2 protein-coding genes are annotated in these 2,130 nt (G+C 69.6%); both read right to left on the reverse strand.

The genetic code is table 11. The features are described 5' to 3' along the window. On the reverse strand, positions 1-1,587 hold a 1,587-nt coding region (locus H928_RS0100640; RefSeq protein ID WP_148292983.1), incomplete at its 3' end, for an amino acid adenylation domain-containing protein. 178 nt (positions 1,588-1,765) lie between these two features. Beyond that, a partial coding sequence (locus H928_RS0100645; RefSeq protein WP_027010371.1) for a TolC family protein occupies positions 1,766-2,130 on the reverse strand: 365 nt, incomplete at its 5' end.

The following is a 2,130-nucleotide window of genomic DNA, read 5'->3' on the forward strand; positions in this document are numbered from 1 at the left end:
GAGCGCGGCGGCACGCAACGCCTTGCGGTCGATCTTGCCCGAGGTCAGGCGCGGCATCAGCGCCAGCGCCTCAAAGCGGGCCGGCACCATATAGGGCGGCAGGCGCTCGGCCAGCGCGCTGCGCAGCGCGGCGTGGCTGGGGCTGGCGGGCGCATCCAGCGGCACATAAAAGGCCACCAGCTGGTCGATGCCGTCGTCCTTGCGCAGCAGCACCGCCGTGGTGCCCACACCGGGCTGCTGGGCCAGCACGGCCTCGATCTCGCCCAGCTCGACGCGAAAGCCCCGGATCTTCACCTGGTCATCGGCCCGGCCCAGGCATTGCATCTGGCCTTTTTCATCGATGCGCGCCAGGTCGCCGGTGCGGTAGAGGCGCGTGTCGTGCGGCCCTGCCGGCCAGGGGTTGTCCAAGAACTTCTCGGCCGTCAGCTCGGGCCGGCCCAGGTAGCCAGCGGCCACGCCGGGGCCGGTAATGCACAGCTCCCCCACTTCGCCCGCTGGCAGCCCCACCAAGCGGGGCGCAGTGCCGGCGGGAAAGCTGTCCGCCTCGATCACCTGCACCACCACCATGCTGTAGTTGGGCAGCGGCGTGCCGATGGTGACGGGCTCGCCCGCCTGCAGCTCAGCCAGGCTGGCCGATACCGTGGCCTCGGTCGGCCCATAGGTGTTGAACAGCTGGCGCGGCGCGCCGGTGCCCGAACGCGCCCAGCGATCGACCAGCGCTTCGGGGCACATCTCACCACCCAGGTTGATGATGCGCAGGCTGGGCACATCCTGGGCAAACAGCGCCAGCAAGGTGGGCACGGCATGCAGAACGGTGACCTGCTGCTCCAGCAAGGCCTGGGGCAGCGCCTCGGGGTCGCCGGCAATCTCACGCGGCGCAATCCACAAGGTGGCACCCACCAGGTAGCTGATCCAGATCTCCTCGAAGGACATGTCAAAGGCCACCGAGAAGCCCTGGTAGACCTTGTCACCCAGGCGCACGCCCAGGCGCGCATTCTCGCTGCGCAAAAAGTGGCAGATGCTGCCCTGGTTGATGGCGATACCCTTGGGCTTGCCGGTCGAGCCGCTGGTGTAGATCACATAGGCCGGATCGCCGGGCTGGGCATTGCTGCGCCGGCGCAGCGGGGTGCCAGCGGGCAGCTCGGCCAGCAGGTCCAGATCGGTCAGCAGCGGGCACAGCACCTGGGCATCGCGCAGGCCCTGCTGGGGCGTGGCAGCGGCCATCAGCAGCGCCTTGGCACTGGCGTCTTCGAGGCAGGTCGCAATGCGCTCAGGGGGTGTCTCGCTGTCAAAGGGCAGCCAGGCGGCGCCCGTCTTGGCAATGGCCAGCTGCAGGCTGAGCAGCGCAATGCCGCGCGGCAGCCACAGGCCCACCATATCGCCCGGGCCAATGCCCGCTTCCATCAGCCGGTGTGCCGCGCGGCTGGCGTCGGCATCGAGCTGGGCATAGGTCAGCTGCCGCGCCCCGGCCATCAGCGCCACCTGCTCGGGGTGGGCATAGGCGGTGGCCTCGAACACATCGGCCAGCACCTCGTGGCGCAACAGATCGGGGCGCTCAGGCCCCCGCAAAACAACAGTCTCAGACATGGCAGCAATACCCGGCAGCTGCAGAAGGCGCAGGCGCACCGCCTTTCTGCACAAAACGCCCCAGAATGGGGCATTCGCGCATTATGCGGCGGCGCCAGCGCCTGCCACGCCGGGATCCCCCCTGGCAAGGCCTGTCTGAGGGCTGAGCGCAACGCTTTGCGCCCGGCTTAAGCCCCGCCTAATCTGCGGCGGCGGGTTGCACTGCGGCGCTCGGCAGCACCGCATCGGCCGACCAGCCTCCGCCCAGCGCGCGGTACAGCGCAATCTGGTTGTCCAGCCGGCTTTGGCGCAGGTTGACCAGCTCGGTCTCGGCCTGGAACAGGTTGCGCTGGGCGTCGATCTGCTCCAGGTAGGACGCATAGCCCGCCTCGTAGCGGTCCTTGGCATAACCCAGGGTCTGGGCCAGCACGGCGCGGCGGCGCTCGGCCGCCTGCTCCTGTTCGGCCAGGCGCTGCACGCCGACCAGCGCGTTTTCCACATCGCCCAGGGCCGACAGCACCGCGCCCCGGTAGGCGTAGGCGGCCTGGTCGCGCTGGGCCGTGG

This window comes from Comamonas sp. B-9, from assembly GCF_000410635.1.
Taxonomy (GTDB): Bacteria; Pseudomonadota; Gammaproteobacteria; order Burkholderiales; family Burkholderiaceae_C; genus Comamonas.